14 protein-coding genes are annotated in these 12,078 nt (G+C 49.8%); 8 read left to right on the top strand and 6 right to left on the bottom strand.

The features are described 5' to 3' along the window. Positions 1 to 154: 154 nt before the first annotated feature. The gene (locus AC04MQ_RS04530; protein ID WP_015092606.1) at positions 155 to 1,075 is read left to right on the top strand and encodes a LysR family transcriptional regulator; all 921 of its coding nucleotides are present in this window, start codon (positions 155 to 157) and stop codon (positions 1,073 to 1,075) included. 147 nt (positions 1,076 to 1,222) lie between these two features. Here AC04MQ_RS04530 and AC04MQ_RS04525 read toward each other — a convergent pair whose 3' ends face one another. Continuing rightward, positions 1,223 to 2,458: a M20/M25/M40 family metallo-hydrolase gene (locus tag AC04MQ_RS04525; protein WP_015092607.1), complete on the bottom strand. Its 1,236-nt coding sequence runs from the start codon at positions 2,456 to 2,458 to the stop codon at positions 1,223 to 1,225. A gap of 109 nt (positions 2,459 to 2,567) precedes the next feature. Between AC04MQ_RS04525 and AC04MQ_RS04520 the strand changes: the two genes are divergently transcribed. Then, positions 2,568 to 4,139, top strand: a complete 1,572-nt coding sequence (locus AC04MQ_RS04520; protein ID WP_475391254.1) for a B12-binding domain-containing radical SAM protein — start codon at positions 2,568 to 2,570, stop codon at positions 4,137 to 4,139. Here AC04MQ_RS04520 and AC04MQ_RS04515 read toward each other — a convergent pair. Both AC04MQ_RS04515 and ubiG read right to left on the bottom strand, forming a co-directional pair. Continuing rightward, a complete protein-coding gene (locus AC04MQ_RS04515; protein WP_015092609.1) occupies positions 4,090 to 4,599 on the bottom strand; it encodes an anthrone oxygenase family protein in 510 nt (169 codons plus the stop codon). The two genes, AC04MQ_RS04520 and AC04MQ_RS04515, sit on opposite strands and share 50 nt — an antisense overlap. 51 nt (positions 4,600 to 4,650) lie before the next feature. Next, a complete protein-coding gene (gene ubiG, locus AC04MQ_RS04510) occupies positions 4,651 to 5,418 on the bottom strand; it encodes a bifunctional 2-polyprenyl-6-hydroxyphenol methylase/3-demethylubiquinol 3-O-methyltransferase UbiG (RefSeq protein ID WP_015092610.1) in 768 nt (255 codons plus the stop codon). Between the two features lie 73 nt (positions 5,419 to 5,491). Here ubiG and AC04MQ_RS04505 point away from each other — a divergent pair, with 73 nt between their 5' ends. Next, on the top strand, positions 5,492 to 5,929 hold the full coding sequence (locus tag AC04MQ_RS04505) for a hypothetical protein (RefSeq protein WP_148278892.1): 438 nt from the start codon (positions 5,492 to 5,494) through the stop codon (positions 5,927 to 5,929). A gap of 52 nt (positions 5,930 to 5,981) precedes the next feature. Further along, on the top strand, positions 5,982 to 7,796 hold the full coding sequence (locus tag AC04MQ_RS04500) for an ArnT family glycosyltransferase (protein WP_475391252.1): 1,815 nt from the start codon (positions 5,982 to 5,984) through the stop codon (positions 7,794 to 7,796). Here AC04MQ_RS04500 and AC04MQ_RS04495 read toward each other — a convergent pair. Then, positions 7,689 to 8,084, bottom strand: a complete 396-nt coding sequence (locus AC04MQ_RS04495; protein ID WP_080602446.1) for an NINE protein — start codon at positions 8,082 to 8,084, stop codon at positions 7,689 to 7,691. The genes AC04MQ_RS04500 and AC04MQ_RS04495 overlap by 108 nt on opposite strands. Before the next feature lie 23 nt (positions 8,085 to 8,107). Further along, positions 8,108 to 9,478 (bottom strand): NAD(P)H-binding protein, encoded by a 1,371-nt coding sequence (locus AC04MQ_RS04490; protein ID WP_475391251.1) that lies wholly within the window; start codon positions 9,476 to 9,478, stop codon positions 8,108 to 8,110. Positions 9,479 to 9,650: 172 nt separating this feature from the next. Between AC04MQ_RS04490 and AC04MQ_RS04485 the strand changes: the two genes are divergently transcribed. The 3 genes from AC04MQ_RS04485 to AC04MQ_RS04475 all read left to right on the top strand — a co-directional run bounded on the left by AC04MQ_RS04485 (position 9,651) and on the right by AC04MQ_RS04475 (position 10,942). Continuing rightward, complete coding sequence (locus AC04MQ_RS04485; RefSeq protein WP_158320251.1) at positions 9,651 to 9,827, top strand: hypothetical protein; 177 nt, start codon at positions 9,651 to 9,653, stop codon at positions 9,825 to 9,827. Next, positions 9,827 to 10,300 carry an Hsp20/alpha crystallin family protein gene (locus AC04MQ_RS04480; RefSeq protein ID WP_475391249.1) on the top strand — a complete coding sequence of 158 codons (474 nt, stop codon included), beginning with the start codon at positions 9,827 to 9,829 and terminating at the stop codon, positions 10,298 to 10,300. The genes AC04MQ_RS04485 and AC04MQ_RS04480 overlap by 1 nt, the downstream gene beginning before the upstream one ends. 162 nt (positions 10,301 to 10,462) lie before the next feature. Then, positions 10,463 to 10,942 carry a GreA/GreB family elongation factor gene (locus AC04MQ_RS04475; RefSeq protein WP_015092615.1) on the top strand — a complete coding sequence of 160 codons (480 nt, stop codon included), beginning with the start codon at positions 10,463 to 10,465 and terminating at the stop codon, positions 10,940 to 10,942. A 12-nt stretch (positions 10,943 to 10,954) separates the two neighbouring features. Here the strand turns inward: AC04MQ_RS04475 and AC04MQ_RS04470 are convergent, their stop codons facing one another. Further along, entirely contained in the window at positions 10,955 to 11,380 is a 426-nt protein-coding gene (locus tag AC04MQ_RS04470; protein ID WP_015092616.1) for a VOC family protein, read from the bottom strand. Between the two features lie 105 nt (positions 11,381 to 11,485). Here AC04MQ_RS04470 and AC04MQ_RS04465 point away from each other — a divergent pair, with 105 nt between their 5' ends. Next, positions 11,486 to 12,004 carry an asparaginase domain-containing protein gene (locus AC04MQ_RS04465; RefSeq protein ID WP_015092617.1) on the top strand — a complete coding sequence of 173 codons (519 nt, stop codon included), beginning with the start codon at positions 11,486 to 11,488 and terminating at the stop codon, positions 12,002 to 12,004. The last annotated feature ends 74 nt before the right edge of the window (positions 12,005 to 12,078 follow it).

The following is a 12,078-nucleotide window of genomic DNA, read 5'->3' as shown; positions in this document are numbered from 1 at the left end:
ATATATAATTTAGAAGACATAATTAGGTTAAAATTATATATTAAGAGGGTCCTGTTTAGAAATTCGCTGTAAAGGTCATCACTTACAGAGTCGCAGCGAAAGACCAGTTCCAAAAGGGCTCCAAAAAAGCCATGTTATTAGGAGGTCTAGTATCATGTTTAACTACAATCACCTGTACTATTTTTATGTGACCGCCCGGCTGGGTGGAGTCAGTAACGCTGCCAAATACCTGCATATCAGTCAGCCGTCGCTGAGCTCTCAGATCAAAGTGCTTGAATCCAGCATCGATCAGAAGCTCTTTGAAAAGCGCGGAAGAAATCTTCATCTGACTCCGGAAGGTGAACGCACGTTTGCCTACTGCAAAAAGATGTTTGATGTTGCGGCGGACTTTGCTGAATCACTGAAAAGCCCGACAGAAAAACAAAGTCAGCGCATCCGCATCGGAGTCAGCGATCAGGTGGAACGTCCTTTCATCGCCGACTTGCTGGCACCGTTGATTCGCGAACAAAAGCGTGGAGTGGAAAAGATCTTCTTCGTCAGTTCAGCCCCTTCCGATGTTCTGGTTACGCAACTGCGAAGCCGTGAAATTGATTTATTGCTGACGAACAAGCCGATCTATGCCGACGACGTGACCGAACTTGCCACCGCCGAAATGCCGGTGAATCTGATGGTGTCCACGAAGAACCTGAAGGAAAGAAAGATCCGCACTTCACGAAACACCTCGGCCCTGGAATTTCTGAATGCCGTTCCATGGGGCCTGATTATTCCGTCTTACAAGATGAAGCTGCGCCATGAAACGGACTTGTTCTTTCAGGAAATCCGCGCGCGCAAAAAAGTGGTCTTTGAATCCGACATCATGTCTGTCGTAGGACGAGCCATCGTTGATGGCGCCGGTGTGGGCTTCCTGCCAGTGCCTTACGTGATGGACGAAGTCCAATCCGGCATCCTGACCCTGCTGGGCCCCAAAGCCGGCTACTGGAAACACACGTTGTATTTGTTAGGAAGAAAAGACGAAAAAGAAGACGAAACAATTCAAGATCTAAGAAAAACCGTCAAACGCCTGGAGAAAATTTAGCAGATCGAATCAAAACAGGGTCGATCAAAAAGGTCCAAATGCAAGGCGGAGGGTTTTTTCCGAAACGGAGGCGTGCTCCAAGCACGTCGAAGAGAAGGAAAAGGCCCGACAACGCAGTCAGTTGGGCCTTTTTCATCGAGCCCTACCCTAGTAAGGCTGGCGGGCTGTGGAGTTGGCCAGATCCATTCCCATCACCAGGGCAATTTTCGTGTAAGCTGCCGAGTGCTTGAAGTTGGATTCTGGAGAAATCACATCACGCGTGGTGTGGATGTTCTTGTTGCTTTTGCTGAAGGTCGCTTCAAACGGCATCACCGCTGGATAACCCTGACGATTCCATGAAGCATGGTCACTGCAGCCGTATCCGCACTTGTCATCAACGATGCGTGCGTGGATGTAGGTTTCATTCGCGGCCTTCAGATAGTCACGCAACCAAGAGCTGGTGAAATCCGTCATGCTGCCAATAACCAGCTCGCCGGACCCCGCGAACAAAGTCATATCCAGTTGCAGAACTGCGACCACGTCTTTTTTCTCAGCTTTGTATTGTTTGGCAATTTCAGCTGAACCCAAAAGACCGGACTCTTCACCGGCGTACCAGAAGAACTCCACCGTGCGTTTTGGCTGAGCTTTGGTCATCATGATACGCAAAGCTTCAATCAGATTCGCAGAGCCTGAAGCATTGTCGTCAGCGCCCGGCGCCGTCTTGCCACCGCCCCAGCTTTGATTGATGGAATCAAGGTGACCACCAAGGACCACGATCTCGCCAGGGCGCTCGCTGCCGACCAGACGAACTTTCAAAGTTCTTTGCTTGGTCGAGGTGTGGTTGATCTCGGAAATCTCGTAAGGGATTGTGGATTCAGCCAGCATCGCTTCCAGGCGGGTTTTCATTTCCACCACGTGACGGTTTGGATCCGCATCACGGTTGCTGCGGCTTGGGAAAGAAGAAAGCCAGGTCACATAACTGCGCAGGTTGTCTTCACTGACTTCGGTCATCGCAGATTCGATGATTCCGTTTTTTTCCAAAGCCAACGCTGCAAATGGAGCACGCTCATAAAGGGCGTTCTTTTCCTGAATAGCCGCAAGACTATCCAAAATGCCGTTAAAGCCTGTGCCCTGGATATGCATATCCAAAGTCAGATCTTCAAAGCCGCCGCATTTACCGACGGCGTGAGAACGTTCCTGAATTCTTTGTTGCATCAACGGGGTCACGATTGCGTAACCGACTTCGATGCGTTCATCTTTTGCCAATACCGGGATGTTCAGGGCACGCAAGTCCTTAAGATCCGCCAGAATAGGTTTAGTCTCGAAATTCTCTAGCGTAGGCACATGCGCAGTTGCCGTCACAGCAACCAACGTCACAAAAGCCATCGTGGCAGTTTTCATCATTTTCAATCCTTTGAAAAAAGCATTACCGCAAAGTAATGGTAGCTAAATTGTCCTCATGTTGGCAAAGACAATTCGCTTATTTTTTCAACATGCATTAGGATAGCCCCCTATGACGACTGACATTTTGCTTGTAACCCTGAACTCCACCTATCAACACAGTTCGTTCGGACTGCGTTATCTGTACGCCAATCTTGAAGAGTTGCAAAACCGCGCTCAAATCATGGAGTTCACCATTGCAAGGGATCCCCGCGATATCGCCGAAACCCTTCTGCGTCAGAAACCAAAAATTATTGGTTTGGGTGTGTATATCTGGAATGCCCAGGAGTCTTTGGAACTGATGTCCCTGCTAAAACGAATCAGCCCCGAAACCCTGGTGGTTCTGGGCGGGCCCGAGGTCAGCCACGAAGCCGAAAGCAATCCGATTTGTCAGATCGCAGATTTCACCATTAAGGGCGAGGCGGACTTCCTGTTCCGCGACTTCTGCAAAAACTTCCTGACTGACGGAACACTGCCGGCCCAAAAGTTTGTCACCAACATCCTGCCGGATATTAAAACCATCAGAACCCCGTACGAGTTTTACTCTGACGAAGACATTCAGAACCGGGTTTTGTATGTCGAGGTTTCCCGCGGCTGTCCTTATCGCTGCGAATACTGCCTGTCGTCTTTGGATAAAGCCGTTCGAAACTTTGACGTCCCGGCATTTTTGGCCGACATGCAAAAGCTGATGGACCGCGGGGCCCGTCAGTTTAAATTCATCGATCGCACTTTCAATTTAAGCCCCACCACCTGCACCCAGATTCTGGAATTCTTCCTGGAGCGTGTGCATCTGGGGCTTTTCCTGCACTTTGAAATGGTGCCCGACCGTCTGCCGACCGAAATCAGAGAATTAATCAAAAAATTCCCAGCCGGAGCCCTGCAGTTTGAAATCGGCATTCAGACCTGGAACACCGATGTGGCTCGTCTGGTCAGCCGCAGAAATGATCTGGAAAAAGTAAAAGACAACTTCCGTTTCCTGGCTTCAGAAACCGGCGTGCACACTCATGCCGATCTGATCGTGGGTCTGCCGGGTGAAGACATCCATAGCTTTGCGCGTGGGTTTGATACTTTGGCGGAACTTCGCCCGGACGAAATTCAGGTCGGTATTTTGAAACGCCTGAAAGGCGCCCCGATCGCCCGTCACGACAAGGAATGGGAGATGGTTTATTCCAATCACCCTCCGTTCCAGATCCTGCGCACCAAATCCATGGACTTTGCGACCCTGCAGGTGATGAATCGTTTCGCCAAGTACTGGGACCTTTACGCCAACAGCGGAACTTTTAAAAAGTTCGTGGAAAGCATGAAAGAAAAAGCCCAGGATCAGGAACACAAGTCCTTCTTCTGGCAGTTCTATGACTTCAATGATTTTATGTCCAAACGCCATACTCAGTCCCACGGGATTTCCCAGCTGAATCTGTTTGAATCAGCCCTGGTGTATCTGACTGAAAGTCAGCAGTGGCCGGAAGAGCAAGCCAAAGACCTTTTGGCTGAAGACTATTTGGCTACGGGGAAAAAAGAAGTTCCTCGCTTCCTGAAAAAGGGCGAAGACAAAAATCAGAAGTTATCCGGAGATAATTCAAACAAAATCAATCTGCCTAAGCGACAGCAAAGACATCTTGCGGGGAAGCCGGAGACCGTTTCATAAAGAACGTTGACGCCAACAGCAGCGCAAATCCTGACACCAGCAAAGCGCTGCGGATGTACATGAATCTAAGCCACTGTGAACGGATCTCCATCCAATCCGGTGGCGGCGCAATCAAATCCCACTGGCTGATCACGTGATTCAAAGGCAAATTTCCAAAGCGAGTCATCAACAATTCGTCCACCACACACAGCAGGGCAAAAGCGATCAATAGAAATTCCATCGACTTCCACGACTGACGAATCTGATAAAGACTGGCCACCAAAGTCGCGATAGCCAGCAAATAAATCAAGGGACTGAAGATATTAAACGGAGTCTCCATAGAGCGGTGAAATTCCATGTAGGAAGTGATGGACAGTTGCTCCATCGCAGGGCCCATACCCAGAACGAAGGCGAAAGAGCTCCCCGCCATCATGCCCACCAAGAGCAAGCCGCAATATCTAAGAAGAGTGGAAACATTCATGTCGAAATCTATATTCCTTTGTTTACCACTCCTCAAGTTGCTTTTTGTTAATTAATTGAATCCCCGCGACTTCTTTGCAAAGCCTGTGTACGCAATTAAAGGGGCTCGCGAAAATGTGAATTTAAAATCTTTTGGCACTTCACCCGTGCGAATCAGCTGCCACAGTGCTTTTTGGGCGAACACCGGACGAATACCACGTATTTCATTGGTTTCCAGGCCAAAATCCTCCAGCCACAACTTCAGTTTTTTCGGTTCAATGAATAAAGAATACACATGATAGTCATTGGGTGTGTTCTTTACGAACCATTCCATGCCTTTAATGACCACAAGCCAGGCTAAAGGATTTTTATTGAAGGTGTTGAAAAAGAAAAGTCCCCCCGGACGCAGCACCCGCGAAGCTTCCGCAATCACCCGTTGAGGATCAGAAACATGTTCCAACAGATCCATCGCGGCAACGACATCGAAACTTTCATTCGGGAACGGCACTTGATAGACATCCCCCTGGCTATAGTGCACTGAATGGGTGAGATCACGGGATTCCGCGACTTTCAAACTGGATGTGGAAAGATCAATCCCCGTCACCTTGTGACCTGCAGCCGCAAGATCATTCGACAGAAAGCCCGCACCACAACCCATATCCAGAATTTCGGCTTTGTAACCAATATTGCGTCGGATGGCTTCCAGAATCCACGGCATTTCAACTTTGTGTTGGTTGCGCAAAAGAGCAATAGGATCATCCTGCGCTTCATACCATCGATCCGCGAGATGATCATAAGCTTCATTGTTCACAATCTCGCGATCCACCTTCGCCAATTCCATATCCACATCGACCTCCCTGTCTTTCCCAAAGCTATCAAGGGGTTCAGGGCAATTGGAGGTTTGGCGAAGTCCAGTGGTAAGAATCATGCACGAATCCCGCATTGATCTGACCTGGTCCTTCCGCTACACTGACGGCATGATTGAATACATCGAGATTGTCTGCCGGTGGATTTTTGGACTGCAAATGTTTTTCTGGGGCCTGAACGGCTTCTTCCATTGGGTGAAGATTCCACCCTCTGATCCCAAGATCGATGCCTTTGTGAACGCCTGCTTTGAAACGCGCTTTATCATGCCCACAGTTAAATTGATGGAAATCATCGGAGGCGCCGTTCTTTTGCTGAATTTCGCGGTGCCCGCGACCCTGGTGGTCTTTGCGCCGCTTATTTTTGTCATTTCAGGCCTGCACATCCTTCACAACCCAAAGCCCTGGGGCGTTTTGGTGACGACCACCGTGCCTTATCTGCTTTTGGTGTTCTTCCATAACATGTCTCTATTACGACTTGTTCACTAAGGGTTTCGTAACTTGAGGGCAGGGACTTCTTTTAAGTAGATAGTCCCCAGCCATGAAAAACTCTCTGAAATCGAACGTATTCTTCGGCCTGGGCCTTGTCCTTTTCACTCTGGCAATGTGCTGGCTGTTTCTGCTGACTCCTCGTGCCCACAATATTGAAATCATCAAACCGGATCTAAATACCGTTCAGGATTCCCTGGCGACCTTTCAGTTTCAGGACATGAATCCGGAACGGGAGGGCCTTTATTGGGTGAAGTTCACCACCTCCCCGATGATCTATCCTTTGAAATATCTGAACCTGCGCACGATGAACTGCGTGCATGAGATGAGCACCCAGCACGGTGACTGGAATCTGCCCACGAATCTGAACACCCGCTGCGACAACTTTGCAGGATTCAAACTGAACAACACCGCCCCCAGCCTTGCCAAGGAAACCACCTGGCATTTTGCTGGCAGCACCAAGGGGGACAGCTACGGTGTCCTGCTTGAAAAGGACTGGAAAGATCTTCCCGTTGCACTGGGACTTTTGCTGGTTGCAGGCTCCCTGATGATGATGCTTTTTGCGAAGCTGCCGGCCATGCCGTTACCCGAACGCACTTTTGTCGTCGCTGTTCTGGGTGGAGCCTTCTTGTTCCGCTTCTGGCTGGTGTTTATCAAAGCTCCGCCCGAGTTCAGTCTTTTTTCTGACATGGCCGGATACTTCCACCGCGGTGAAGAAATCATGCGCGGAGAATACACCTTAAGTCAGCTTTTCCAGCCCGCGGGATTTACTTTATGGAGTCTTTGGCTGCGCCAACTGGGAGGCTTTGAGCTTTTCAACTGGTCCCAGGTGTTCTTGTCATGGGGTACGGTCGTGTTGATCTATCTGATGGTGCGCGAACGTTTCGGTGCGCTGGCAGGGGCTTTTTCCGCGCTGATATCCGCAAGTTATATTCCGCTGGCGGGATTTGCGACGTTCCACATGGCTGAAAATGCTTATGCTTTTTTGATCACACTGTTCTTGTGGCTGATGATGAAAACGCTCAAGCACGAAAAGCTGTCAGGCTATTTCGCGATGGGAATTTTGCTGGCCCTGGCATTTTACTTTAAAGGCAATCACGCGTTCTTCATCCCGATTCTGGGGCTGTGGCTGCTTTATCGTGAACGCCATCACTTCACACGTGCAGTCTTAAAAGTGACGGTCATGGCTATCGGCTGCCTGCTGATCGCCGTTCCTCATATGACGTGGACGTGGAAACACTATGGCAAGCCTCAGCTGGGACCCACGGCCGGAGCTTTAAACTTTATCGAAGGCAAATGTCCGTCCAAAGACAACGCCGATTCATCGGGTGCACGCTGGATGTCCCCGCTGTTTCACTTTACCAACGAACGAACATTCAAACAGTGGGATCAGCCTTTCACCAACCAGGCCTATTTCTGGAAAGAAGGTCTGAAGTGTGTCGCCGAAAATCCAGCCGTGCTGATTTCAAGTCTGAGATATATTTATTATCTGGCGTGGGGAAATCCACTGTGGCCGATCATTTCAAACCCCACCAAGGAACTTTATTATCCTTGGGAAAGTTTCTTTTATTATGCCATGCTGCCACTGACCCTGCTGGGTCTGCTGGTGCTGCGAAAGTCAGAAGAACCTTTTAACAAGGCGACGATTCTTCTGATGCTTTCGCTGTTTTTGACCGTGTGGTTCTTTAAGTCGGAAAACCGTTTCCGCGTTCCCTTTGATGCGCTTTTGATCAGCTGGGGGTCGCTGGGGGCCGCGTGGTTAAGCCGTCTCGCGGTTCACGTCGGAAATCTGCTCATTCAAAGTCCAATAGTCATACAGGTAACCGATCAGGAAAAGACCGCCGGTACAAAGCCAGATCAAACCTGACAGCCATTTTCCCATATAGAACCGGTGCACACCAAAGATCCCCAAGAACGTCAGCAGAATCCAGCTGACGTTGTAGTCCACACGCCCACTGCGATAGCTGCGCTGGGCGCTGCGATTCATGCTCGGAATAAGGAAGATATCAATCAGCCAGCCAATGCCCGCCAGACCAAACGTGAAAAACCAGATGGTCCCGGTGATGGACTTCCCGAAATAAAAGCGGTGCGCCCCCATGAAACCAAAAATCCAAAGAATATAACCGATAAAGCTGGAATGATCTGACTTGGCCATGCGGGCCTCCTTGCACTAAAAGACTACCGCGCAGACTTGGGCCGATTCAAGTAAAGTCCGAACTGACGCATAACCCAGATATGAAACAACGCCTGAGTCCAGCGATACAAGAACCACGGCATGCGGGGTTTGAACTCGTGAATAGCGGCAATGACCGCCTTGCCACCCAGAGTTTCGCGAAACTCAAGGCGCCCCCGCACGGTTTTTTGCGCCAGCAGACCACCACGCACGTAAAACAACTGACGATGGGACCAGCTTCTTTCCGGAGAATATTCCAGAATCAACAGACGCACATACGGAAAGCTCCAGCAGAAGTTCACCCAGCGTCCACTGACTTCCACCTTCATCAGACCCGGACGCATGCTGGGTAAGAATTCCATGTAAGCGTGGGCCACTTCATCTGCGGTAACACCTTCGGGGATCAACAGGCGCTGCACCGAGCGCACTTCATAGCTGCCCAGGGGACTTTTTTGAAAGGCCAGCGGAGTTTTCTTTTCCGTGAAATCGGCCAGGGCTTCTTTCAGCGCTTGCTCCACCGGCATGAACTTGTATCCAGGTATATCCAGTCGGCGCTTGTCACTGACCAGCAATGTAGATCTTAGGCCTTCCACCAAAGGTGCAACCAAAGCCTTTGGGGCCCCCGTAACCATGCACACCCATAAGGTAGAAAGTCCTGGCGTTAAAAAGGGCACCGGCAACAACGTGCGCTCCAGCCCCTGCATGCGGGCAATCATCTTCATCATGTCCAGATAGCTGATCACATCCGGCCCACCGATATCATAAATATGATTCTGAGTTTCAGCGGTCTCAATGCAATAGCGCAGACTGCGCACCACATCTTTTAAAGCCACGGGCTGACTCTGCGTACTCGTCCACTTTGGGCAGACCATCACCGGCAGGCGATCCACCAACCGAGTCATAATATGAAAGGATGAACCCTCAGACCCCAGAATCACTGCCGCGCGCAGGATGGTTGCAGGAATACGACTGGTTTTAAAAACACCTTCGACCTCGTGACGGCTGTGCAGATGGCGGGACATCCCTTGGGAATTTTCAGGGCACATGCCTCCCAGATAGAAAATTCTTTTTACTCCGCATTTTTCCGCCGCGCGAACAAAGTTATCGGCCACGATCAGATCAAAATCTTCAAAAGTCCCCTGGGTCAGTTGCGCTGAAGGTCGCATGGAATGCACCAGATAAACGGCGACATCACAGCCCCGCAAAGCCTTTTCAGAATCCAGCAGACTGAATAAATCACAGGAACGCCATTCGACGCCGTCTGCCGAATCCTTTTTACCGGACCGACTGAGCGCAACGATTTCATGATGTCCTTGCAGTTCCCTGATCAGTGCCTTGCCAACAAAACCGCTGGCTCCGGCAATTGCCACCTTCACATTCGACCTCGCAGATAGACCCATCCTAACACGTTCATCCAGAGTCCTAAAATTATTGGTAAATAACAAGCACTTGCACGCAGCTTGACAACAAAAATATCGTACACAGACTTAAGGCAACAAACTGATTTTTTGGTTCCTCTTTTTGACCCACGAAAGGAGGTTGTCGGTCATGAGACGAACAGATTCTTTTTCCATCAAACATCTTATTAAAGAACTGCTTCTTGCACTTTATTTAACGGCTTTGATTTTGGTTGGCGCAAAAATTTTTAATCCACCCAACTTGACAGTCGCACAAGCAACCACATCGTTAGAGTGTAAGAACGAAACCTGCAAAGGAGGTTTTTAATGAGACTGACTACAACACCTTATTGGCCCGCTCGCAGAATGAACTCCAATTTCTTTGAAGAGATGGATCGCATATTCGAAAGTTTCGCTGCGACCCCGGCTCAGGAAAAACGGGAACAACTGTTCACGCCCGCCTGCGAAGTGGCTGAATCCGCAGAACATTACCTGCTAAGCATGGATGTTCCGGGATTCAAAAAAGAAGGTATTAAAATCGAGGTAAACGGAAAACTTCTGACCATCTCGGGCGAACGCAAGCGCGACGAAAAGGTGTTAAGCACCTTCACCCGCAGCTTCACCGTTCCAGACACTGTGGATGGTTCAAAAGTTGAAGCCCACCACGAAGACGGAGTGCTCAGCATTTATTTGCCGAAAGCTCCGATAGCAAAAGCACAAAAAATTGAAATTCAAACTCAAAAAGGGGGTTTCTTCGAAAAGCTGAATGCCACTCAAGGCACCGGCACCGAAGGCAACTAATCTACATTCCTTCCCTCCACCTTTCCTTGTCCCTTCCCTCAGAGGGCTTGATTCCCCGTCAAGCCCTCTTCTATTTTCTTCACATGTGAAGTCTGTCAGCCACTGGGCATAATCGATTGCCTGAGTTCACACAAACGGCGATACTGACGGCCGAGGTGTCCCTTGGATAAAAAGAAACTGATTGAAGCTATTCGCACGCAACTTGTCGCAGACATGACGGCTCTTAAAGAAGCCGTCAAAGCCACTATCGATGCGGCCACCAACGAGGAAAGCAAAGCTGAAAACGAATACGACACCCGTGGGCTGGAAGCGTCTTACCTGGCACGCGGTCAGGCCAAGCGCATTGCTGATATCGAGGAAGTTCTGCTTTTGCTAAAACACCTGAGTGTCCGAGACTTCGGCCCGAATGACGGGATTTCTTCTTCCGCTGTTATTGAAGTGGAACACAACGGAAAAACCAGCTTCTTCTTTATTCTCGCCAAAGGCGGCGGCGTCAGTGTGCCGTTTGAAGGAAAAAGCATTCAGGTGGTCACGCCCAACAGTCCTTTGGGCGAAGCGCTTTTGGATCAGAAAGTCGGCGGCGTCGCCGTTGTCGAAAATGGCCCTCAGGTTCGCGAATACGACATTATCAATATCTGGTAAAAACGCTGCGGCCTAAGGCAGCTGCATTTCGCCTTTTTCATTCAGTGGCGCCATGGGGTTCCACGCCACTTCCCACAAAAATCTATCCGGATCTTCAAAGTACCCGCTGTGGCCTCCCCAGAAAACATCCTGGGCAGGCTTAATGATGCGGCCTCCGGCTTTTTCGGCCTGCGCCAGAACTTGGGCCACTTCTTCTTTGCTGTTCACATTGTGCGCGATGGTAAAATCTCTGAAACCACTGCCCTGCGGGTCCACGCCGGCATCTTTCGCCAGTTCCTCTGAAGGAAACAACGACAAAGCCACCCCGCCAGTTCGCAGGAAGACCACGTTTTCATTGCTTGCGGGCGACACAGGCCACTTCAGACCTTTTTCATAGAATTCTCTGGATACTGCCAGATTTTGAACGCCCAGCGTGATCATCGTCAGTCGTGCTTCCATACTCACCTCACTTGCCAACATATGCTACCACGGGGGCTTTTCCACGAGCATCCGCTTTCTTGCTTTTCTTGCCAGCTTCCGAAAGTTGACATAGGATCTCGAACCATGGGCACAGCTATTCAAGACGTCATCATTATCACCACCGGTGGTACCATCGAAAAAACTTACAATGAGTTCGATGGATCCCTGGAAAACAGAGGCACCAGCATTAAAAACCGCATTCTTTCCAAGATGCGATTGCCGTACACCAATATCATGGTGTACCCGCTGTTAAGCAAAGACTCGCTGTATATGACAGACGAAGACCGTGCCCTGATTTCTGCCACCGTCAAAGATCAAATGCAGCGTGGAAGCCCGATCGTTGTTCTGCACGGAACCGACACCATGCACATTTCTGCCGAACACTGCTTTAAGGACATCGGCACACCTAAAGTTCCAGTGGTGTTCACCGGCGCGATGATCCCTATGGGTTTTGATGACAGCGATGCCGCCCAGAATGTTACCGAAGCTTTGTTGTCTGCGAAGCTTCTGCAACCGGGGTTCTATATTTCCTTCCACAACCAGGTGTTCAACGTGCCTCAAGTGCGCAAGAACCGCGAAAAAGGCACCTTCGAAAGTTTTTAATCGCGAATTCCTCTCTGAAAGTCCTGTGTTAATTTGAGATTTCCCAACGGCGCCATTAAGCCCTTTGAGCCTTC

The organism is Bdellovibrio sp. MYbb2 (assembly GCF_056175685.1).
This window is presented reverse-complemented; position numbering and strand designations above follow the sequence as displayed.

Bases quoted from the DNA above. Each gene is read 5' to 3' on its own strand.
- AC04MQ_RS04480 (WP_475391249.1), top strand. From the start codon at position 9,827: ATGAGACTGACTACAACACCTTATTGGCCCGCTCGCAGAATGAACTCC.
- AC04MQ_RS04470 (WP_015092616.1), bottom strand. From the start codon at position 11,380: ATGGAAGCACGACTGACGATGATCACGCTGGGCGTTCAAAATCTGGCA.
- AC04MQ_RS04465 (WP_015092617.1), top strand. From the start codon at position 11,486: ATGGGCACAGCTATTCAAGACGTCATCATTATCACCACCGGTGGTACC.
- AC04MQ_RS04515 (WP_015092609.1), bottom strand. From the start codon at position 4,599: ATGAATGTTTCCACTCTTCTTAGATATTGCGGCTTGCTCTTGGTGGGC.
- ubiG (WP_015092610.1), bottom strand. From the start codon at position 5,418: ATGGAATTGGCGAAGGTGGATCGCGAGATTGTGAACAATGAAGCTTAT.
- AC04MQ_RS04485 (WP_158320251.1), top strand. From the start codon at position 9,651: ATGAGACGAACAGATTCTTTTTCCATCAAACATCTTATTAAAGAACTG.
- AC04MQ_RS04495 (WP_080602446.1), bottom strand. From the start codon at position 8,084: ATGGCCAAGTCAGATCATTCCAGCTTTATCGGTTATATTCTTTGGATT.
- AC04MQ_RS04520 (WP_475391254.1), top strand. From the start codon at position 2,568: ATGACGACTGACATTTTGCTTGTAACCCTGAACTCCACCTATCAACAC.
- AC04MQ_RS04500 (WP_475391252.1), top strand. From the start codon at position 5,982: ATGAAAAACTCTCTGAAATCGAACGTATTCTTCGGCCTGGGCCTTGTC.
- AC04MQ_RS04530 (WP_015092606.1), top strand. From the start codon at position 155: ATGTTTAACTACAATCACCTGTACTATTTTTATGTGACCGCCCGGCTG.
- AC04MQ_RS04525 (WP_015092607.1), bottom strand. From the start codon at position 2,458: ATGATGAAAACTGCCACGATGGCTTTTGTGACGTTGGTTGCTGTGACG.